This is a genomic window from Candidatus Bathyarchaeia archaeon (assembly GCA_038882715.1).
Taxonomy (GTDB): domain Archaea; phylum Thermoproteota; class Bathyarchaeia; order Bathyarchaeales; family DTEX01; genus DTEX01.
Window position 1 is genome coordinate 116,644 of sequence record JAVZNR010000001.1, and the last position, 20,690, is coordinate 137,333.

A 20,690-nucleotide genomic window follows, 5' to 3' on the forward strand; every position below is an offset into this window, starting at 1 on the left:
TGTTCCGCGTTCTAGTTTTGGACATTATGAGGGAAGCAGTCTCGCAACATACGTGTTTCCTACTGTGGCAGGCGTTTGAACGATGTTAGAGAAGAGTTTTACCGTAATGATTAAGAGCCTCCTAATGATAAATTACTTAAAACTCAGAGAAATTTATAGGAGAGGGTCAGCGATTATATGAGCGGCGAGCAGGGTTCGAGGAGGGGTAAGGTTAAGATCATATATAAGCCGGCTAAAGAGATCGTTATACTTGACTATTTCCAGTTTTCCAGAGACGCCCTAGATCAAATGTTCGCCCGCCTTATACATTCGGGTCTACCGGTGATAGCGCAGTGGGCTGAAGGATTAGTATTCGTGTATTTTCCTCTAACACCTGACACCAATGAGTTGATGGAGAATTATCTTAGGGGGAGAATTTTCTGGAGCTCCGTAAATTTTGCCTTAATGCCTAAATATTCCCCATCAATTAAAGTTGGCGGTTTAGAGATACCCGTCCTAGATGTCTCAGACCACCCAGTTTTAGTGGAAGTTGCACGATGGCTGAAGAAACACGCTAAACCAGACGTGAAAACGCCTACGGGCATCGTTAGAGGAGACCAGTTAACGCAATAATAACGTAAACCCCTTCTTAAATTAATAAAACAATAAATGATAAATATCGCCTCTACTTTAATTCTTCTAATCCCTTAATAAGGGGAGGAATGATGATTGTTTGGTTACGCTGGTAGGATTTTAAGAGTGAACCTGTCAACTGGGAAGACTTCGCTTGAACCGCTGAAGGAGGAGATGGCAAAGAAGTATATTGGCGGCATAGGCTTAGGTATAAGGCTACTAGTCGACAACTCAAAGCCCGGCATCGACCCGCTTAGCCCGGAGAACCCACTGATACTTACAACCGGGCCGCTCAGCGGTACAGTTGCGCCAACGGGCGGTAATGGACACGCCTTCGTCGCTAAGTCTCCGTTGACCAATGGAGTTGGCGAAGCTAAGTCGCATGGTTTCTTCGGCGCTGAACTTAAGAGGGCTGGTTACGACGCGGTGATATTTGAGGGAAAAGCCGAGAAACCCGTCTACGTATGGATAGACGACGACAGCGTTCAGATAATGGATGCTAAACACCTTTGGGGTAAATCCCCGCAGGAGACCGAAGATATCATTAGGGAGGAGCTAGGCGACTATTATATTCGCGTAGCGGCGATAGGTTTAGCAGGCGAAAAGCTCTCGCGGATCGCATGCATAATCAATGATAAAACTAGAGCTGCTGGGAGATGCGGCCTGGGCGCCGTCATGGGGTCAAAGAACCTTAAAGCCATAGCTATTAGAGGAACTAAAGATGTCCCGGTAGCTAAGCCAGAAGAATTCTTAGAGTTTGTTAAGGTTCTGCATGAGAGGATGAAGGGGCCTGCAACAGTTAAGTATAGAACTCTCGGAACACCGCAGAACGTTTTAGTCCACAATTCTCTCGGCTGCCTACCAACGAGGAACTTCACGAATGCCGTCTTCGAGGGCGCTGAGAAGGTTAGCGGCGAATACCTGAACATGCGCTTCGTAACTAAAATTATCGGCTGTTCCTCATGCGCGATGAGGTGCGAGCACATAGCTGTTGTGCCGGAAGGCCCATATAAAGGGACTATGGCTAGGGTTGAATATGAGCCGTTGTGGGCTTTCGGCCCCCACTGCGGCGTCGATCGGATGGATGCCATAATTAAGGCCATAGACCTATGTAATTATTATGGCATGGATTCGATATCAGCCGGTAACATTGTTGGCTTCGCAATGGATTGCTATGAGCATGGAATATTGACGAAAGATGATACTGGTGGATTAGACCTGAAGTTCGGTAACGCTGAAGCAATTGTTAAGCTAACTGAGATGATGGGTAGGCGTGAGGGGCTAGGTAACATATTGGCTGAGGGCGTTAAAAGGGCTGCGGAAATCATTGGGAAAGGTGCCGAGAAGCTCGCTGTTCACATTAAGGGTCTTGAGATGACCGGCTACGACATTAGGGGGCTTAAGACAGCCGCCGTAGGCTACGCGGTCTCGTTCCGAGGAGCCGACCACAACAGGCATGGAGCCTACGCCCTAGACATAGCTGGGAAAGTTGACAGATTCAAGTTTGAGAAGGGTAGATCTAAGCTGGTTATTGAGATAGAGGACCTATATACAATAATTGATTCGCTCATAGTCTGCAAGTTCTCCAGAGGGGTCTACTATAAGGGGTTTGAGGATCTAGCCAAATATTATGTGCTTGTAACCGGAATGGAGATGACGGCTGAAGAGTTGAGGCGGGCTGGCGAGAGAATAAGCAATCTGGCGAGACTATATAATATTAGAGAAGGGTTCACGAGGAAAGATGATCATCTGCCAATCAAAGTTATGACGACACCGATACCAGACGAAACAGTGTCGAAGGGAAGCTACATAACTCAAGAGGAGCTAGACTTTATGCTTGACGATTACTATGCGCATAGGGGCTGGACAAGGGAAGGGATCCCAACCCTTGAGAAGCTCAATGAGCTAGGTCTGGAGGATTTGGCGTACATCGTTAGGGATAAGTTTTAATAACAGTGTTAAATTAATTTGAAAAACTATATGGGAGGAATAGCATGTCCCATATACATGCGAGAAAGTTTGTTTCAGCTGACCCAGATAAATGCGTTGGATGCAGCGTATGTGAATACATATGTTCATTCGAGAAAGAAAAGGTATTTAACCCCCTCAAATCGCGTATAAGGGTTGTCCGATTAGACACTATTGTGAATATGTCTATCGCATGCAGGTTATGCGAGGACGCGCCATGTGTAGCGGCATGCCCACGCGACGCGCTTAAGCAATCTGAAGAGACAGGTATAGTGATGGTTGATGAAGACAAGTGTAACGGATGTGGATGGTGCATTGAAGCATGCGATTATGGCGCAATAATGCTTCACCCGGATAAAAAGGTCGTATTCGTATGCGACACATGTAATGGAAGCCCTAAGTGCGTGGAATGGTGCCCGGAGAAAGCCTTAGACTTCATCACTAAGGATGTTCTAGCCCAGAAATCAAGAATATCCGCAGTAAAGAAGCTCTTCCAAGAAGTGTTAAGAGCGTAAACCTCATCAAATCCATTCATTTTTCCATAATTTTTGGCTTTAAAACGATTTTTCAGCGTAAAATGTATATTATATTTTGTCTCTACGAATTCAGCCTTAAGTCTTTGATAAGCATTCCTGGGTTGGATGCGAGGTGATGGTGCACATTAACAATAACCTCTAGATCTCGAACTACTATCTGTAGGATGAGGAAAACTCTCCAAGACCGTTCATCTGAGCAATTGTTTAAGTCCGCTGCAATATGCTTTAGAAGGCTGGATACAATGCATATCACGTCCGCGATCTCCGTGAGCTTATATGACAGCCAGAAGGCCCCGCGCCTTCCACCAGAACCCTGCTCTTTAATGAGGCTCTCAAATACTCCTCTAATGTTTTCCAGAGTTTCAACTGATATCGCGCCAAGTATCCTTCGCATGTATTCATCTCCCGGTCTCTCCCTGAGTTCTATACCGACCTCCTCGAGAGCCACTTTAAGATGATCAATTATGATCCTGATCCTTTTACTTGCAAGCATTAAATGAAACCTTAGTCCCCCATCAGCCCTATTTACAGCGTTCTCAAAAAAATCTAAAATATCTGTCATAATCCAATAGAAGGCGAAAAGAAGCTGAAAACTACCATGAGCTGAATCAGCGCCCTTTAACATTTCTTACAACTCCAGCATTACAGGTGAAAATAAACTTAGATGCCAATATTTAAAGATTGTATGTTAACTTTTGTACAGAAAAGATTTAAATAAAACATTTGTATACATTTTTGGCCGTTATGTACGGTGATGCGTATGGGTGATCTAGTTTGGCGCACAATACGAATCCCTTAGGCGTGAATCCTCAAAGCCAGTAAGATTTAGAAGACTTCCGAGCAGGCGGCCTCTCGACGTATTCTTGAATCTCTGCGACGACTATGATTATATCTTTCTGCTTGAATCGATGGGCGACGACGGGAATAGATCCCGCTTCTCTTTCATAGGTTTTGAGCCTGAGGTAACTGTGACTATCAAGGATGGGGTTGCGCGTGTAGGCGAAGATCATATGAAAATTGATGATCCACTCAGCGTTATCGAAGCGTTTATAAGTGGAGCTAAGCCCTGCGACAACTACTTTAGGTATATTGGTGGAGCTGTTGGATACATATCCTATGACGCTGTGCGCTACTGGGAGAAATTGCCATATAAATCCGTAGATGATTTGGGTTTTCCCGACGTTGAGGTCGGCATATATAGCGATGGAATAATCTTCGATCACCTAAATAACGACGCATTCTATTTCTATAGGGGCGAGGATAAGTATAGTGACATCATAAAGAAGATTTATAGGGAGATAAACATACCTGCGTTGTCTTTCTCAACGCCGAAAGTTAACATGAGCAGAGACCGCTACAACACTATCATCGATAGAGCAAAGGGATACATTTTTGCAGGAGACATTTTTCAAGTCGTGCTTTCTAAAAGGTATAGCGCAAGCTATAGAGGCGGTTTCCAAAGATTCTACTTAAATCTGAGAAGGATTAACCCGTCGCCATACATGTATTTCCTCAAGATGAACGATCGGTTCATAATTGGCTCAAGCCCAGAAACCCTCGTTAAGGTGGAAGGCGATCTAATCGAGACTTACCCTATAGCCGGGACAAGACCTGTAACCGGAAACCATGAGAAGGATGCTGTTCTAGAGAAAGAATTACTTCAAGATCCGAAAGAGATAGCGGAACACGTGATGCTTCTAGATTTAGCTAGGAATGATCTCGGCAAAGTCTCAGAGTTCAACACCGTTAAAGTTGCCGAGTTCATGAGAATTCATAGGTATAGCCACGTTCAGCACATAGTTTCTAGGGTTATTGGCAGACTGAGAAGGGGTTGCGACTGCTTTGATGCCTTGAGAGCCGTATTTCCAGCGGGCACAGTTTCCGGGGCTCCCAAAGTTAGGGCTATGGAGATTATTGATGATCTTGAAATGGTTCGTAGGGGGCCCTATGCTGGCGCCGTAGGCTACTTCTCCTATAATGGTAACATGGATTTCGCGATAACGATACGAACTCTATTCGCCAAAGACGGCAAACTGCACATACAGGTTGGCAGCGGCATAGTTGCAGACTCAACAGCCGAGAATGAGTGGCTTGAGACCGAGTTTAAGGCTAGAGCCCTAATGAAAGCTTTAGAAGAATCCGAATGAATGCTCTGGAGGTGTTATGGTTGAAGGTTCTTATAATAGACAATTACGATTCATTCGTATATAACATTGTTCAATACGTTGGTGAGCTAGGCGGCGAACCAATAATTTACAGGAACAATGAAATAACCTTAAGGAAAGCAGCGGAAATCAGTCCAGAAAGGATAATCATTTCGCCGGGTCCGGGCAACCCGGCTGACAGAAGATATTTCGGGGTGTGCTCCGACATACTGTTGACTTTAAGCGTGAAAGTGCCGACTCTAGGCGTTTGCCTCGGGCATCAGGGGATAATATATGTCTTCGGCGGCAGAATAATTCCGGCTAAAAGGGTTATGCATGGGAAAACAAGCTTGATCTCGCATGATGGAAAGGGGATTTTTAAGGGCGTTGAAAATCCCTTCGAGGCCACAAGATACCATTCGCTTGTCGGCGATGAGGCCTCGCTGCCATCCTGCCTAGAGGTTACGGCCAGATCGCTAGATGATGGTGAGATTATGGGCGTTAGGCATAGGCTGTACCCTATAGAAGGCATACAGTTCCATCCGGAATCGATACTGACCCCTGAAGGAAAGAAGATAATTAAGAATTTCTTGGACTGGGGGTGCAAACATGATAGTTGACTGCATAAGGAAGGTTGTTGAGGGCGAAAACCTAACGCCTCAAGAGGCATGTGAAGTGATGAGGGAGATAATGAGCGGCGCGGCAACCCCGTCTCAGATAGCGGCCATTTTAACCGCGATGAGGATGAAGGGCGAAACTGTGGAGGAAATATCAGCTTTCGCATCAGTGATGAGAGAATTCTGCAACACCATTAAACCGAACGTTAGGGGGCGGGTTATCGATACATGTGGAACCGGAGGAGATAAAATAAAGACATTTAATGTGAGTACGTTAACCGCTCTCGTTGCCGCTGGAGCCGGCGTCCCAGTTGCCAAGCATGGAAACCGTTCAGTAACAAGTAAAATCGGGAGCGCAGATCTCCTAGAACGATTAGGCTTAAACCTCAACGTTGAGCCAGAAGTTGTTAAGAGATCCATAGAGGAGATAGGGATAGGCTTCATGTTTGCGCCCAAGTTCCATCCAGCTATGAAGTACGCGGCTGGACCGCGCAGGGAAATCGCTATAAGAACAGTCTTTAACCTTCTTGGACCCTTAACTAACCCTGCTGGGGTAAAAGCGCAGCTCCTTGGCGTCTTCGATGAGGCTCTGCTTAAACCTATCACGCTAGTCCTTAAAAGACTTGGTTGCGAGGAGGCTATGGTAGCGCATGGAGCCGACGGTCTCGATGAAATCTCAATAATTGGTAAAACTTCTGTGGCTTGGCTTAAAAACAACAATATAATGTTTCTTGAGCTGACCCCAAAGGACTTCGGCGTAGAGGCGGCTAGGGCTTCAGATTTAGTTGTGCAAAGCCCCGAAGAATGTGTCGAACTATCGTTCAAACTGCTGTACTGTAGCCCGAAAATCGATGACCCCAAGCTCCGCATGGTCCTCGTAAACTCGTCTGCAGCGTTGATTATTGGGGGGAAAGCCGACGATTTTAAGTACGGCGTCGAGCTCGCTATGGAATCTATTGCGAGCGGCTCAGCATACAAGAAACTTAGAGAGCTAATTAAGAGGTATGGCGGCAATCCCTCAATACTCGAGGAGCTTGAGAAGAAGTATGGTTGACTTTTTAGATCTGCTGGCTAAGGCTGCTATGGAGAACATTCGGGAAGGCTACTATAGTCGGCACAGCGCTTCAGGGAGCCTTAACCAACATGGGAAGAGAAGCCTTAGGGATGCTATACTTGGCTGCAGAAGAGCTGCCATAGTGCCGGAGATTAAGTTCGCTTCACCCTCAGCCGGGATTCTAAGGGCGGATAAAAGCGATGTGGAATCTATTGCCAGAGAAATGGTTTCTGCAGGAGCCGTTGGAATATCTGTTCTGACAGAGCCAAAGTACTTTTCCGGTTCACTTGAAACTTTTATTAAAGTCCGTCTATCAGTTGACGCGCCGCTTCTTATGAAGGATATAATTTTAAGCCGGTGTCAAATCGATGCTGCGCGTAGATTAGGCGCAGACGCCATACTTTTAATAGTCTCCATCTTTGAGCGCGGGTACTGTGAAATGGGGATCGATGAGATGATAGATTACTCTCACAGCATGGGGCTTGAAGTCTTGTTGGAAACTCATGATCCTAGCGAGTTTAAGACAGCGTTGTCGACGAAAGCCGATATGATAGGGATAAATAACAGGGACCTAAGAACCCTTAAAGTAGATATTAATACAACTAAAGCCATATTGGAGAAAGCTGGTAGGCTTAGGGTTGAAGGCAGGCCGATAATCAGCGAGAGCGGAATAAAATCGCCTGAAGATATATGTTTCCTGAGAAAATATGGCGTGGACGCTTTTCTGATCGGAACGGCTGTCATGTCCGCTAAAAACATTAGAGACTTTGTTACGCGTCTGGTGAACGCTTATGAGAAGGGTTAGAGTCAAAATATGCGGCATAACTAGAGTAGAAGATGTTTACGCGGCCGTTAAAGCCGGCGCGGACTCTCTGGGATTTATTGTCGACGTCCCGGACTCGCCGAGGAACATATCGTTGGAGCAGGCTAAACGGTTGATGGCGACTACTCCCTTATTCGTCACGAAGGTTGCAGTCACCGTCTTCAAGGGCCTTGAGCAAACCCTCAAAGTTTACAGAAAATTAAGACCTGACGCGCTGCAGCTGCACGGCGCTTTACCTTCATTAGATGAGATAAAGGAAGTCTCTAGGCGAACCAGGGTTATAGGGGTTGTTAAGGCTGTTTCAGATAAGATTCCTGAAGGCATAGTGCACGGCATAGGTTACCTTGACGCCATACTGGTTGATTCACATGCTCCGGGAATGTACGGCGGCACGGGGATAGTTCACGACTGGTCTTTAAGTAGAAGAATTAGGGACTCAATATACCCTAAACCGCTGATCCTCGCCGGAGGCTTAAGGCCTGAGAACGTTAGAAGCGCGATCCTCACCGTTGAACCATTTGCGGTGGATGTTTCAAGCGGTGTCGAAGCCTATCCCGGAGTTAAGGATGCTAAGAAGATTTTCTCTTTCATTGAGGAAGTTAGGAGGGCTGAGGAATGCCTAAACTGAGCGAGTATCCGACGAATGGAAAGTATGGTAGGTTTGGCGGAAGGTTCGTTCCAGAAACACTTATGTCCGCGCTCATTGAGCTTGAGGAAGCGTACTTAAAGGCGAAAGAAGACGAGGAGTTTAAAACCCAGCTGAAATATTATCTTTCAGAGTACGCTGGAAGACCGACGCCCCTATACTATGCGAGAAACCTTACAAAGAGGCTTGGCGGAGCAAAAATTTACTTAAAGCGTGAGGATCTAGCCCACGGCGGAGCACATAAAATAAACAATACCATTGGGCAGGCGCTTCTAGCTAAGAGGATGGGGAAGAAGAGGGTGATAGCTGAAACTGGCGCCGGGCAGCATGGTGTTGCGACAGCTATGGCTTGCGCAGCGCTGGGTTTAAGAGCTGAAATATATATGGGCTCAGAGGACATGAGGCGCCAGAGGTTAAACGTTTTTAGGATGGAGCTTCTAGGCGCAAAAGTTCATCCAGTAGAATCGGGATCCAAAACCCTCAAAGACGCTATAAACGAAGCCCTCAGAGACTGGGTTACAAACGTTAAAACAACCTACTATTTAATAGGTTCTGTTGTAGGCCCGCATCCATACCCAATGATGGTCCGGGATTTCCAAAGCGTCATCGGGTTAGAGATAAGAGGGCAGATTTTGGAGAAGGAGGGGAGGCTGCCGGACATATTGGTAGCGTGTGTTGGCGGTGGAAGCAACGCCATGGGAACATTCTATCCATTCCTAGACGACTTGGAGGTTGAGTTATATGGTGTTGAGGCAGCTGGTGAGGGGATAGAGACCGGGAGACATGCCGCCTCCCTATGCGCTGGCTCAGAAGGGGTTTTTCATGGCATGAGAACATATGTTCTACAGGATGAGGATGGCCAAATAACGACGACGCATAGCATATCAGCTGGCTTAGATTATCCTGGAGTTGGACCTGAACACTCGTTCCTAAAAGAGGTTGGGCGCGCCAAGTATGTTGCTGTAACTGATAGAGAGGCCGTGGAGGCTTTCCTTGAGCTCTCTAGGAGCGAGGGCATAATACCGGCCTTAGAGCCGTCTCATGCCTTAGCCTACGCTATGAGGATTGCGCCGAATCTAAGCAGGGACACCATAATAGTTGTCACATTGTCCGGAAGAGGCGATAAAGATGTTGAGGTTGCCGCATCCTACCTAGGTGTCAAGATATGAGGGCCATAGAGGAGAAATTTAGGAGTCTAGGTAGGCGCGGTGAAGGCGCATTAATAGGGTACGTTACGTGCGGCGACCCGATGCCAGACTACACGCTGAAGATAGCTAAAGCGCTGATTAGCGGCGGAATTGATATGCTTGAGCTCGGCATACCTTTCTCAGACCCAATAGCCGACGGCCCAATTATACAGCGCGCCGCCATGAGGGCGCTTAAAGCCGGCGTAAGGCCGCTTACCGTGATGGAGACCGCTAAAAAAATATCTGCGGCTCATCCAAACACGCCAATCATCATATTAACGTATTTCAACCTGATTTTCAAAGCTGGGCTGGAAAGATTCTTTAATCTCGCTAAAGAAAACGACATTGACGGGGTTATTGTCCCAGACCTATCTGTGGAAGAAGCCTCAGAGTATAAGGCTGTAGCCGAAAGATACGATGTTGACACAATTTTTCTCGCAGCCCCTTCAACTCCAAATGGACGCCTCAAGAAGATTATCGAGTATTCCTCAGGATTCATATATCTAGTTTCAGTTCACGGAGTCACAGGCCCTAGAGAGAGGCTAAGGAAAGAAAGCATCGATTTTGTTAGGAGGGCTTCCTCAATGTCTGGCGGAAAGATCCCTATAGCTGTCGGGTTTGGGATATCTAAGCCTTCCCATGTTAGGAGAGTTATCGCCGAAGGTGCTGACGGCGCAATAGTCGGAAGTAAAATCGTCAAAATCATGGAGGAAAACATTGATAATGAGGCAAGAATGCTCTCAAAGATAGAAAGTTTCATTAGGGTCCTCAAGAAGTCAACTGTGAAGAACTCTAGCTCCGCTATGAGATTTTAAATGCTCAAGAATATGCATACATGCTCATTAGCGTTTGAGAATATAAGCTCTTTTTTCAAAAATCTTATATTATTGTCCCGCCATTTGCTTAGGTGAAATAACTGGTGGAAATTAATGCTTGGCATTTTTCGGAAATCTAAAGAGAGGAAAGGGGGAAAGAAGGCGGTTAATCGAGCGCAAAGGCGCCTAGACGAGTACAAGCCAGCGCCGGAGGAAAGCTCTCCACCGTGGGTTGCATCTTTCAGAGAGGTGGAGAATGAGGTAGATAATAACGTTAAGTCTCTTCATCTTCACATCAAAAATATTAAGGAAACATCCTTGAAAATTGAGGAGCTAACGAAGATATTTAAGGCTGGCGAAATACCTGAAAACGTATATAATATTCTTTTAGTCGAGCTGAGCAGCAACCTATCGTCATTAATAGGTGAAATGCTCAGAATCAGGGAGAATTTAGAGCTGCTTAGAGCGAGAGCTAAGCTTGAGTGGGCAAAAGAAAAAATTGATATGGGGAGCATTTTTGAAAGCCAGTCTTTTTCTAAAGACTACTATTATTATAGAGGGTTACCGGTAATTAAGTGGCAGGACGTAATAAGCAAAATTGACAGCGCTTTATCATCGCTATCCTTCGAGGAAGAGCTATCCATTATTGAAAAGTATCTGTCAATAATCAGAGATAAATCTTCTTCAGGAGGATTGAAGGAAACCGAAGATATCAAGCAGATCTGTCAGCAGCGCTTAAGCGTGTTTTCAGAGAAGTGGGTTTCTATAAGACATGAAAAGGTTAGAAAAATAATAGATTTGGAGGCAAGAGCATCGCAGCTAAGGGATAGCATTAAGGAGATTGAAGTTAGGTTCGCGGTAGGGGAATTCGATAAAAACCTATACGAGATGAAGATAGGTCAGCTGCAAGGGGCTTTAAAGAGTGTGGAGAAAGAGATATCGGATCTTAGGAATTACATTAGTGAAATAGATCAGAAAATATTTAAGATAACTGAGTTATTGAGGGAGGATAGGCAAAATATTGGCGTGTGATGGAAAAACATTAGCTAAAACGATTCTAATACTGATGAATGCCATATTCTTTTTAGTGCTTTGCATGGCGCCGTTAACAGCATTATGCTCAACTCTATCAAAATATAATAGCGCAGAAAACACCAATGTAAACGTGACTTTGGTGATAAGTAGCGGGGATGGAAAGATTATCCCCAATAATTTAACTGTTTCCATATACGACTTGAATGGCAGCCTAATATTGAGCTGGGCGCTAAACGATACTGGGCGTTTAGATGCGAATCTCAAAAAAGGATTATACACAGTCATAGTTAAAGCCGACAATAATATCGTCAGCTCTCATAGAATACATATTGAAGAATCTAAAACCATCACTATCAACATGCAATCTTACGCCTTAGAGGTTACGTGTATTGATCAAGAAGAGAAATATGTGCGAGGGGCAGTAGTTCTCCTCTATGGCTTAGCGGGTTTCTCTACCGAAGGGGGCGCCCATGAAGAGTGGCAGCTTGTGAATTTAGCTAGAACGGATGAAAATGGAACAGCGCTTTTTCATGGTGTTTGGGGCGGAATATATAGGATTACGGTTAAAAGCGGTAAAACAATCGGTGAAAATACGCTGGAAGTCTATGAACCAAAACACATAACCATAAAATGCGACAGAGCATCTCTAAAGATTAGCGTCGTTACATCCGCGCCAATAGAGTATCCTCTTTCAAACGCGTCCGTCCTCTTACAGGATAGTGCCGGCCATCTGCTTTTTAAAGGCTATACTGACGATTATGGAAGCATAGAATTCGAGAACCTATACATCGGCAACTACACGATTTTCGTTGATTGGATGGATACACAAATTTTTTCCGGCGTGGTGAACACTAGATCTGTCAGAGAACTGCGAATAAGAACATCGGTCTTTAAAGTCTCACTGCACGTTAAAGGTCCCCTAGGCGAATCTCTACCCCGCTCAAAAATATTTATCTCGAAAATAATTTCTAGGAGAACCGTGAGTGTAGGGGAGATTGAGGCTGACGATAATGGTTTCATCACGTTTTTCTTGCCTTTCGGTACGTATGAGTTGACTTGTGTGAGCGGGATCTACTATGGTAAAATCACCATTAACTTGTCTGACAATTACAGCGGAGCAATACAATGCAACGTGCACTCGAATGTTTGGGCTCTAATATTCCTGTTATCTTTCCCCCTACTTATCCTGTCCTTAGTGATAGAGCGGAATAAACTTAGGAAGCCGCTGGAATATAGGCGCTACCAAAACATGCTATCGCGACTTGAATCAATGTACAGTAGCGGTTTAGTGGAATACAAGATATATAGGAAACTTAAGGAGGAGTATGAGACGAAACTTATAGAGTTGGGAGGAAGAAGGCGCAGATGAAGAATAAACGTAACATAAACCCGGCTTTATGGATTTTAGCAACGCTTTCCCTCATCGCATTCTCCTTAATTGCATGCTCCAGTAAAGTTGAATGCTACGATGGAAACGTTCAAGTTTGGCTGAGATTCTCTTTAAGAGAGTATCGGTCTGACAACCCTCTCAACAATGTTTCCGTCTCAATTAAAATATCTACGCCTAAAGGAAGATTCGAGCTGGGACCCTACGTAAGTAATGAAACTGGAATAATAGTTGTTCCTTTAGGAGAATTCTCCGCTAAGGATTTATCTACACCATTAAGATTAACTGATTTAGTCTTGTCGGGCGACTATATTCCGATTAAGGTTAACAACGTTTTTCTTGAAGACATACCGTTTTCAGCGCAGTATAAGTCTAGACAGGTTGAATTCTCAAATATGCAGATTACGGTTGAACATGAATTTTTCGAGAGAACCGCAGTAGTTAATGTTGATTGCTGGGCCCTTAGAGGCAAATTAGTCTCGATTTCAGACTGTGATCCGATAACTGGTGAAAGATCGGTGATCGGCATAAAGATGGCTGCTAAAGCTGTCCCCGAGGATGAGGTGAAAAGGGATGTTTATGAAAGTCTTTACTTTATTCCGGTTGGCTATAGCACGCTCATATACCATGCGCCTAAAACTAGAGTGGAATACGTTTACCCAAATCTCAAAATCGTCGTGGATGAGAACACATCTTCACTAAACTGGATGTATCATGCGGCGAAATCCTATGGAAATTATAGGATGGGTCTGGTTGACAGAGAAATCAATTGGCTGAAGTCTGCTGGCTTATCTCTTGACCGCGAGATAGAGGAGAAATCGGCTCTTGAAAGCCTGCTCGACAGGATTCTGAGCCTCTACGAGAAGGAAGATTACAGCACGGCCCTCAGCGGGATAAGGCTATTCATAAACAGGATTAATGACTTGGAAAAGTGGCTGTCAAATCTGAAAACTTTTTCGTTAGCAAGCACCATCTGCATAAGTCTTTTTGTTTTCGGGCTCTCCTCCATACTCTCAGGATTCATTTTTAATGAGCCCTCAAAAAACAAAGAGCGGGCGGCGATGAAAGCCGCGCTGTTTACGTCCCTGCTAGCGTTCTTCTTTTTAACAGACCCATCCTCTAGGATTACATGCGCCATATTGGTTGAAAGCGCCTTCAGCTCACCTCTCCCAGAGATAAATGTTCCAACAATCCTCTTAGGCTTATTTGTCATAGGTGTGCTAATATATTTTTTAGCAACGGTCATCTCCATTAAGAGGTCCCCAGTAACGGATCTCGCATTACAGTTAGGTGTAAGAAGCCTAAAGAGAAGACCCCTTAGAACATTACTGACTTTAATAACCATAGTGATAATCGTGTCCTCAGCAATAGCCTTCGTGAATATATCTGCTGCAAGAGAGACTAGAGTGAAGGGTTCTTGGCCCAGCACAAACGTCTTAGGCTTAAAGATAAGCGTGGATCCCGTAACGCCGGCTGGATTAAGCTCACATGACGTCGAATGGATTGAGGAGCAGGAGTGGTGTGATGAGGTCACGTATGTGGAGAGGGTTAAGGCTTATGAGCCGCTCGGCGAGACATATATTTCCCGCGTTGTGCTTTTCAGCTTCGGCGCAGAAAACCCGCGAATAGCGAGTTTGATTTGCGTCGACCCGATCTTTATGGAGAAACACTATAATTTCTCCCGCTATATAAGGGGGCTCTGGAAAGACTTCTCTAGAGGCGAAAAGGTTGCCCTCCTGCCAGCGAGATATGATGTTGCCATCGGCGACTACGTAATGTTGAGCGTAGAGGAAACGCTTATGACGCCGTTCGGAGCGGTACCTCTTGGATCTAGGGATCTAGGTCGTTTTCGAGTTGTCGGTAAATTTGAGCCAGCTCAGCTTTCGGATTTTAAGGGGATAGATGGCAGCCCGCTTTTCACCGAGCTGCTGAATGCTGTTTTGCTTCCAGTAAATTCGATAGAAGATCCATCGATGGCCATTTCAGAAGTCACAGTGATCGTGAAATCGGGTTTTGACCCCCTGGAGGCCGCTAGGGAGTTAGCGTATCTGCTTGGGCTTCCCGTAGTAGCTAACAAGAACGGTTTAGCGATTCTGGTTAGATGGGGGCTTGAGATCTCAAGTACAGGTGTTCTTCAGTATATTGTTCCGCTGCTTGTGGCGGGCTTAATGATGTACATAACAGCATTATCAATCTTTGAGGAGAGGAAGAGAGATCTATTCACGCTAGCAACACTGGGCCTAGACCCTCAAAATGTGCTTCTCACATTTCTCGTAGAAACTTTACTTATGGGATTACTGGGAACATTTATAGGCTTCTTCGGCACCCACATTCTCTCAACAATACTATCGCTTATTCCTCCGCTTAAAATGGGGATACCATATAATCCCTTCTCATTCTTCGTGGCCCTGCTTGTCGGCGTAGCCACAGTTTTCCTCGGAGGATACCTGCCATCCGTGAAAGCTCAAGGCTTAAGCTTAATGGGCAGGCCTAAAACCCGCGAACTACTGGGCGAAATAATTGTTGAGGGAGATAACGCTGTTTTTCAGCTTCCTATAAGGGAGACTCTTCAGAGCAGTGAACTACTATATGATTACTCTAGGGAAATCCTTAGGAAAGTGCCTTCATCCCTAGTGGATCCGCATTCAATTAAGAGCGAAATATACGGAGACGGCTCATTCAACATATCATTTGTGGTCTTGAGCGGCAGTCAAAGCGTCTTCATACCATGTAACTTAAAGGGCGAACGGAACGAGGATGTCTTGACGCTCTCCATAATATTTCCGAAATCCTTCATGGAGTATGAGCGGATTAAGAGGATACTTCGCGATTTGGAGGCGCACATGATTGGTTTCTCCTCGTGGCGTGACATGCAATTGAGGATGCGAATCGTGAGGGAAGCGCCCAAGAAACAGAAAACTATGGATGAAATATTGGATGAGATGAAACTGTTGATTAAGGAGATAAAGGATCTTAATAGAAAAATTGGGATTTTAGAGGCGCAGAAGGGAAAGCTTACCGAAGAAATCTATCGCGAGTACAGGCAAAAATATCTCAACATGATTAATGAAAAGTTTAAGGCTCTGCGCTCAACCTCTGTGGGTTTAGAGCCATATCTAAGCCAGATACAGGAGGAGATAAGGAGAACTAACCTAGAGATAGAGAGAGTTACAATAGCCTATAATCTCGGCGAAATAAGCGAGGAAGACTACATTAAGATGTGTAGCCCTCTGCAGAACAATCTAGCCGCGCTAAAAAACAGGCTTAGCGAAGTTGAGGAGATACTAGAGTTCCTAAGAAAACCTTTAGGAATATTTTAATTTGCTGAATCAGAACTCTATCTTTCTCCCCGTTTCCTCATCTACCCTGTAGCCTTGGAAATCTTTTATGAATCTTCTGGCTAAATCGTTGAACTCATCTACGAGCCGCCCAATCATCTTTTTGCTGAGCGCATCTTTTCTTATCACGAGATCGTACCTCTCATAGTTTATGGGCGTAAAAGCTAAGCCGTATTTTTCCGCCACATATCTGACCGCCACTGCAACATCAACCACGCCTCTAAAAACTAGGTGCGCCGCGGCCTCATGCGTCTTTACCTCAAAATTATACCCTTTAACCCTACTTTTCAGCTCCTCTGACCCGACACCTCTTCGTCTTGCCTCTTCCTCCAGCAATAGGTCTATTAGAATCCTGGTGCCGCTTCCCGGATTCCTGTTAACGAAACTAAATTCTTTATCCACTATATCGCTTATAGACAATGTCTCTGTAAAACCCCTCCTATATATAAAGCCCTGCTCACGTAAATAACCCCTAATAAGCAATACTTCCTTCAAACCCATCTTCTTAATGAACGGTACATTGTATTCTCCCGTCTCTCGGTCAAGTAAGTGAACCCCAGCCATATCAGCTACGCCCATTTTAATGGCATGTAGCCCAGCCATGCTACCTACGTTAAGCATACGTATATTTTCAGTCGAAATAATGCAGCCTATTAAATGTTGGAGCAATGGATCGTGACTGCCAATTATGTTCGCATCACACGGCCTCCAGAACGGATTCACCAAAACCTTTAATTCACAGTTTGCTGGAACATGCTCCACATGCTCCGGCACAACTATGTATCCGTCCACAAGGCTTAGAGAAGACACCCTACCGCTATGCCCCGGTAGAGGATACGCCATCATAGATCCTCCACGCTCCATCAACACAGCGGGCACGAATACCCTTACGCCCGGCTCACCTTTAAGGGGCATCGGCACACGCGCATCAATATACTTGTGCTCGTATACTTTAGCCCCCTGAAGTCTCGCCAATATCGGCATAAAGTATAGATTTACGGTTAGGAGACACGATAGCGGGAAACCCGGCAAGCCCAATATTATCTTGCCGCCGTGAACAGCTATAGCTAATGGTCTACCCGGTCTCTCTCTGACGCCGTGAACTATTAGGCCTGGAACAAGCCTAGATAAAGCCCTATAAACTAAGTCTTCTAGACCAGCGGATGTCCCCCCTATAGTGACTACCAGATCGTTCTCTTCAATCGCTCTCCAAAGCCGATCCTCCAAATCCCCCCTATCATCCGGAGCTCTTTCATAAATCTTTGGATCTGCACCCATAAGTTTAGCGTAACCATACACGAGGTGGGAGTTAGAGTCATATATACAGCCGTAATCTAACTGTTCGCCCGGAGCCCTAAGCTCATCTCCAGTTGGCAATATACCAACCTTCACAGGCTTATACACGTGAACTCTGCTAACTCCCAGAGCGGCCAGCATAGATGCCAATAGGGGCGTAACCATCTCGCCCCTCCAGGCGGCAACCTCCCCTTCGGAGAAGTCTGATCCAATTTGATCTATGTTTTCGCCTCTAGCCACGCTCCTATAGAAAAACGCGTAGTTGCCCTCAACGCTAGTATACTCTACTGGAACAACAGCGTCAGCCGGGTAGGGTATGATAGCCCCTGTAGAAACTTCTACGCACTCACCCCTGTTAATCCTAATGACCCTGGTTTCGCCGACCGATATTTGACCCGCTATCTTCAGCTTTCTAGGCCTATCCTCATATACGCCCACAAGGTCATCGCTTATCACCGCGTATCCGTCCATAAGCGACCTAGTGTACGGTGGATAATTCACCTTAGAGTACACGTTGCGGCTTAACACCCTGCCTAAAGCTTCGCTTAGAGGAAGCTCCAGTTCACCCAGAGGCTCTAAAGGCCTATATCTTTCGAGAATCGGTATAACCTCATCCACTGAGACCAGTCTACGATAAATTTTGCGTTCAGTCAAGGCGAGCCACCCCGACCCCAGAGGTTAACTTCAACCTCACACCCTTCATCGAAGCCCTCTAAATCCTCCGGAACCTCTACAAACCCGTTGCCCTTAAGCAGGCTAGCTAATGCTCCAGACCCGCCCGTCATGAGTGGCTCAGCATACGTTCTGCCGCCTTCATCATAAACTCTCACGCGCACAAAGCCTTTAACACCCATCTTCACAGTGACCCTACGGGTTAACGTAGCTTTAACCTTAGGGTATTCCGGTATCTCTAAGCCTAGACCCCTTAAAAGAGGCTTCAAGAGGTATTCTAGGGTTGACATGGCGGCTACGGGAAGGCCGCTCAAAGCCAGTATAGGTTTGCCGTCCTTTACCGCTAGGCAGGCGGTCTTACCCGGCTGAATAGCGAATCCATGTACAAGATATTCCGGCTTTATGCCCTCTATCGCCCTAATAGTATGGTCATGTTTACCCATAGACGTCCCCCCGACTAGCACTGAAAGATAATGTGTCTCGTCTCTTCTGAGCCACCCGGATATAGCGTCAACCTCGTCTCCGACCATGGACACTTCATCCACGATGAGGCCATGCCACCTAAGCCATGCGGCGACAAATTCCTGAGTGAACGGTCTAAAATACGTGCCTCCTACGATTTCGTCCCCGACATTTAGAACCCTCGCTCTCAGATCGAAGACTTTAACCCTAACCCTACCCTCTAAAATCAATCCAGCTATGGCCTGAGGTGCGACTCTACAACCCCTATAGACTATGGTTATGCCCTCATCGTATTCTTCCCCAGGCAGCGAAACATTTTCATATCTGGCTGAACGCTTCAACACAAGAACCCTATCGCCCTCCTCAACGGCGTCCTCCAACGGCACCACAGTATCGGAGCCAACGGGCAGCAGAGCGCCAGTCTCAACCCTGACAGCTGAGCCGGGCTCTAAAACAATATTAGTGTTCAGCCCAGGCCTAGCATAAGCGTCGAAAAGCCTCAGTGAAACGGGCGAGATGGGTGAGGCTGACTCGATGTCAAGAGCGCGGACAGCATAACCATCCATGACGGATTTAGGTCTAGGCGGAAGCTTAAAGCTGGAGACTACTGTCTCAGACGAATATTTTCCCAAAGAACCCTCTACGGGAACCTCAACCTCACCCGGAGGACTGAGAAACTTTAGGACTTCGGGCAGAACATCTGAAACCCTATGGAGCTCCCTCAACCCTTCCACCTACAACGCGCCAACCAATATGCTCGACATCTAAAATCGATTTCAGAACTAAAATATAATGTTATCCCGGCCAAAGCAGAGGGTGGAATTCTAGCCGTGAAAGATCAACCCTTCACCCCAGAGAAGGAAGGGTGGGCTCGTATAGCCACACCTACCTAATCACAGAATATTGCTTAAAAACTTTGGCTATTTCACTATTATGGCTGCCGAAGAAAACCGCATCTGAAATGGTTCATAAAACAATTAGGGTTAACCCTAGTACTGCCCTATCCCGCAGATTCCTGCTCTCCCGGAAAAGCTTATTTTAAGTTTCTTTTAAAAATCGGGGAAGTTTTCTTGGAGCCCCGGGCGGGATTTGAACCCGCGACCCGCGGCTTACGAGGCCGCTGCTCTAACCACTAAGCCACCGGGGCCTAAGGCTTAAATCATTAGTTAATTTTTATGAATGATAAATATTTTTCCCAATAATAAATTAGCTAGCTAATAAATGAAATATTCCTGATAATTTTATCAGAGCGTGATCTCTTTGAGCAATGGGATTAGAGAGGGCGACTACGTTTTACTATATCTAGATGATAAGAGGACGTATATGGTGAAGGCGGAGAGGGGGAAGGTTCTTCACACGCATAAGGGTTTTGTGAAAATTGATGACCTTATCGGTAAGGAGTTTGGCACACGTGTGAAGAGCAGTCTTGGAGTTGAATTTATTGCGTTTAAGCCGAGCATAAGGGACTATATATTTAAGAGCTCTAGGGGTACGCAGATAATATATCCCAAGGATATGGCGCTCATAATTTTATTCGGCAACATACAGCCCGGAAGCCGAGTTGTTGAGGCTGGAACTGGAACTGGAGCCCTAACAACAGTGTTGGCAAGTTATGTAAGGCCCGATGGGCGAGTACATAGCTATGAGATTAGAAGCGAGCTTCTCGAGATTGCGCGGAGAAATTTAGAGAGGGCCGGTGTACTGGAATATGTTGAATTAAAGAGTAAGGACATAACGTTGGGGATAGATGAGAGTAACGTTGATTCTGTCGTTTTAGATATGGCGGAGCCTTGGCTTGTTGTCCCTCACGCGTATAGAGCGTTGAAGGGTAGCGGCTCATTCATATCGTTCAGCCCAACGATAGATCAAGTAATAAGAACTGTCGAAGAGCTAAAGATGAATAATTTCGCAAATATAGAGACCATAGAATGCCTTGTAAGAAGAATAAGGGTTGAGAAAGGGAAGACTCGGCCAGAGACTTTAATGACCGGTCATACCGGATATATGGTTTTTGCGAGGAAGGCGCTCCCAGAGAATTGATTACATAATGCTCCATAGATAGGTTTTTATCCTAAAAGATATTTTAGTGAGAAGAAGA

General features: G+C 45.7%; 17 protein-coding genes, 1 tRNA gene and 1 pseudogene. 15 read left to right on the forward strand and 4 right to left on the reverse strand.

Annotation, left to right across the window (positions count from 1 at the left end; translation table 11 throughout):
• Window positions 1-177: 177 nt before the first annotated feature.
• The 3 genes from QXR61_00630 (at window position 178) to QXR61_00640 (ending at window position 3,095) form a co-directional block, all read left to right on the forward strand.
• Window positions 178-612, forward strand: coding sequence for a hypothetical protein (locus QXR61_00630; protein MEM3756459.1), 435 nt, complete (start codon window positions 178-180; stop codon window positions 610-612).
• A gap of 96 nt (window positions 613-708) precedes the next feature.
• The gene (locus tag QXR61_00635; protein MEM3756460.1) at window positions 709-2,562 is read left to right on the forward strand and encodes an aldehyde ferredoxin oxidoreductase family protein; all 1,854 of its coding nucleotides are present in this window, start codon (window positions 709-711) and stop codon (window positions 2,560-2,562) included.
• A 44-nt stretch (window positions 2,563-2,606) separates the two neighbouring features.
• Window positions 2,607-3,095 (forward strand): 4Fe-4S dicluster domain-containing protein, encoded by a 489-nt coding sequence (locus QXR61_00640; GenBank protein MEM3756461.1) that lies wholly within the window; start codon window positions 2,607-2,609, stop codon window positions 3,093-3,095.
• An 82-nt stretch (window positions 3,096-3,177) separates the two neighbouring features.
• Here the strand turns inward: QXR61_00640 and QXR61_00645 are convergent, their stop codons facing one another.
• Entirely contained in the window at window positions 3,178-3,741 is a 564-nt protein-coding gene (locus QXR61_00645; GenBank protein MEM3756462.1) for a hypothetical protein, read from the reverse strand.
• 232 nt (window positions 3,742-3,973) lie between these two features.
• Here QXR61_00645 and QXR61_00650 point away from each other — a divergent pair.
• From QXR61_00650 to QXR61_00700, 11 genes and pseudogenes are all read left to right on the forward strand, one after another.
• A pseudogene (locus QXR61_00650) lies at window positions 3,974-4,339 on the forward strand (anthranilate synthase component I).
• Window positions 4,340-4,456: 117 nt separating this feature from the next.
• On the forward strand, window positions 4,457-5,263 hold the full coding sequence (locus QXR61_00655) for an anthranilate synthase component I family protein (GenBank protein ID MEM3756463.1): 807 nt from the start codon (window positions 4,457-4,459) through the stop codon (window positions 5,261-5,263).
• A 20-nt stretch (window positions 5,264-5,283) separates the two neighbouring features.
• Complete coding sequence (locus QXR61_00660) at window positions 5,284-5,880, forward strand: aminodeoxychorismate/anthranilate synthase component II (GenBank protein ID MEM3756464.1); 597 nt, start codon at window positions 5,284-5,286, stop codon at window positions 5,878-5,880.
• Window positions 5,870-6,931 (forward strand): anthranilate phosphoribosyltransferase, encoded by a 1,062-nt coding sequence (gene trpD, locus QXR61_00665; protein ID MEM3756465.1) that lies wholly within the window; start codon window positions 5,870-5,872, stop codon window positions 6,929-6,931. Before QXR61_00660 ends, trpD begins: the two co-directional genes overlap by 11 nt.
• Entirely contained in the window at window positions 6,924-7,736 is an 813-nt protein-coding gene (locus QXR61_00670; protein MEM3756466.1) for an indole-3-glycerol-phosphate synthase, read from the forward strand. The genes trpD and QXR61_00670 overlap by 8 nt, the downstream gene beginning before the upstream one ends.
• Window positions 7,723-8,382: a phosphoribosylanthranilate isomerase gene (locus QXR61_00675; GenBank protein ID MEM3756467.1), complete on the forward strand. Its 660-nt coding sequence runs from the start codon at window positions 7,723-7,725 to the stop codon at window positions 8,380-8,382. Before QXR61_00670 ends, QXR61_00675 begins: the two co-directional genes overlap by 14 nt.
• Complete coding sequence (gene trpB / locus QXR61_00680; protein ID MEM3756468.1) at window positions 8,370-9,569, forward strand: tryptophan synthase subunit beta; 1,200 nt, start codon at window positions 8,370-8,372, stop codon at window positions 9,567-9,569. The genes QXR61_00675 and trpB overlap by 13 nt, the downstream gene beginning before the upstream one ends.
• Window positions 9,566-10,402, forward strand: a complete 837-nt coding sequence (gene trpA, locus QXR61_00685; protein MEM3756469.1) for a tryptophan synthase subunit alpha — start codon at window positions 9,566-9,568, stop codon at window positions 10,400-10,402. The genes trpB and trpA overlap by 4 nt, the downstream gene beginning before the upstream one ends.
• A 114-nt stretch (window positions 10,403-10,516) precedes the next feature.
• On the forward strand, window positions 10,517-11,434 hold the full coding sequence (locus QXR61_00690) for a hypothetical protein (protein ID MEM3756470.1): 918 nt from the start codon (window positions 10,517-10,519) through the stop codon (window positions 11,432-11,434).
• On the forward strand, window positions 11,424-12,806 hold the full coding sequence (locus QXR61_00695) for a T9SS type A sorting domain-containing protein (GenBank protein ID MEM3756471.1): 1,383 nt from the start codon (window positions 11,424-11,426) through the stop codon (window positions 12,804-12,806). The genes QXR61_00690 and QXR61_00695 overlap by 11 nt, the downstream gene beginning before the upstream one ends.
• Window positions 12,803-16,144, forward strand: a complete 3,342-nt coding sequence (locus tag QXR61_00700) for an FtsX-like permease family protein (protein MEM3756472.1) — start codon at window positions 12,803-12,805, stop codon at window positions 16,142-16,144. Before QXR61_00695 ends, QXR61_00700 begins: the two co-directional genes overlap by 4 nt.
• Window positions 16,145-16,153: 9 nt before the next feature.
• On the opposite strand, the gene QXR61_00705 is transcribed toward QXR61_00700, so the two are convergent.
• From QXR61_00705 to QXR61_00715, 3 genes are all read right to left on the reverse strand, one after another.
• Entirely contained in the window at window positions 16,154-18,112 is a 1,959-nt protein-coding gene (locus QXR61_00705) for a molybdopterin biosynthesis protein (GenBank protein MEM3756473.1), read from the reverse strand.
• The gene (locus tag QXR61_00710) at window positions 18,109-19,317 is read right to left on the reverse strand and encodes a molybdopterin molybdotransferase MoeA (protein MEM3756474.1); all 1,209 of its coding nucleotides are present in this window, start codon (window positions 19,315-19,317) and stop codon (window positions 18,109-18,111) included. The genes QXR61_00705 and QXR61_00710 overlap by 4 nt, the downstream gene beginning before the upstream one ends.
• Before the next feature lie 346 nt (window positions 19,318-19,663).
• Window positions 19,664-19,739, reverse strand: a tRNA-Thr gene (locus QXR61_00715).
• A 113-nt stretch (window positions 19,740-19,852) separates the two neighbouring features.
• Here QXR61_00715 and QXR61_00720 point away from each other — a divergent pair.
• Window positions 19,853-20,632 (forward strand): tRNA (adenine-N1)-methyltransferase, encoded by a 780-nt coding sequence (locus QXR61_00720; GenBank protein MEM3756475.1) that lies wholly within the window; start codon window positions 19,853-19,855, stop codon window positions 20,630-20,632.
• Window positions 20,633-20,690: the final 58 nt, after the last annotated feature.

Coding starts and splice junctions, on each gene's coding strand:
- QXR61_00640 (MEM3756461.1), top strand. CDS start 2,607: ATGTCCCATATACATGCGAGAAAGTTTGTTTCAGCTGACCCAGATAAA.
- QXR61_00655 (MEM3756463.1), top strand. CDS start 4,457: ATGAGCAGAGACCGCTACAACACTATCATCGATAGAGCAAAGGGATAC.
- trpA (MEM3756469.1), top strand. CDS start 9,566: ATGAGGGCCATAGAGGAGAAATTTAGGAGTCTAGGTAGGCGCGGTGAA.
- QXR61_00670 (MEM3756466.1), top strand. CDS start 6,924: ATGGTTGACTTTTTAGATCTGCTGGCTAAGGCTGCTATGGAGAACATT.
- QXR61_00645 (MEM3756462.1), bottom strand. CDS start 3,741: ATGTTAAAGGGCGCTGATTCAGCTCATGGTAGTTTTCAGCTTCTTTTC.
- QXR61_00630 (MEM3756459.1), top strand. CDS start 178: ATGAGCGGCGAGCAGGGTTCGAGGAGGGGTAAGGTTAAGATCATATAT.
- trpB (MEM3756468.1), top strand. CDS start 8,370: ATGCCTAAACTGAGCGAGTATCCGACGAATGGAAAGTATGGTAGGTTT.
- trpD (MEM3756465.1), top strand. CDS start 5,870: ATGATAGTTGACTGCATAAGGAAGGTTGTTGAGGGCGAAAACCTAACG.
- QXR61_00675 (MEM3756467.1), top strand. CDS start 7,723: ATGAGAAGGGTTAGAGTCAAAATATGCGGCATAACTAGAGTAGAAGAT.
- QXR61_00700 (MEM3756472.1), top strand. CDS start 12,803: ATGAAGAATAAACGTAACATAAACCCGGCTTTATGGATTTTAGCAACG.
- QXR61_00690 (MEM3756470.1), top strand. CDS start 10,517: ATGCTTGGCATTTTTCGGAAATCTAAAGAGAGGAAAGGGGGAAAGAAG.